We start from the raw sequence: 619 nt of genomic DNA on the forward strand, positions 1-619 counted from the left end.
CGGCGCCGTCCGGCCGCTCGCCGAGGCAGCCTCCGCGTTCACACCGGACAAGCGCACCCCCGGCAAGACGATCATCCGCGTCACCGAAGACTGAGAGGTCGCGGCGGCCAACACGAAGGTGCCGGACGCGAACGTGCGCACCCTGGATGTCCTGCCGCCCGCACCCGGCGACGCTGGCTCCGCCTCGGCGCCCGCCGAGGCGGACCTGCAGCTAGTTTTCCCTGGCCACAGTCGCGTTAGCCGGATGTTAGCGGGGCGGCACGATTGCGGTAGTAGCTCCGGTCAGAGTTGTTGTCGTACCGAGCAGACCACGACACCGACCGCCCTGGGGGACCCGAAATGCGCTCCAACACCACTGCCCGCATCGCCCGCCGTCGCACCCTCCGCGTCGCCGCCGCAGTCCTGACCGCAGCCGCCGCCCTGACCCTGACGGCCTGCAACGGCTCGGACAGCGGCGATACGAAGTCCGCGGGCCAGGCCGACACGGCCCCGGCCGGGTCCAGCGGCTCCTCTGGTTCTTCCGGCGGTGCGCAGGGTTCCGACGCCAAGGCCAAGGGGGGCTCGGAGGCGGGCGCCGCGGAGAATGAGTCGGGCGGCGGGCAGGCCGCCACCGAAGGCG

At 72.5% G+C, this 619-nt stretch carries 1 pseudogene; it reads left to right on the top strand.

Annotated features, from left to right (window positions below):
• Positions 1–339: 339 nt before the first annotated feature.
• Positions 340–619 (top strand): annotated as a pseudogene (locus tag J5X86_RS50250) (flagellar motor protein MotB); the annotation flags it as partial.

This window comes from Streptomyces sp. NEAU-YJ-81, assembly GCF_017592595.1.
Lineage (GTDB): Bacteria > Actinomycetota > Actinomycetes > Streptomycetales > Streptomycetaceae > Streptomyces > Streptomyces hygroscopicus_B.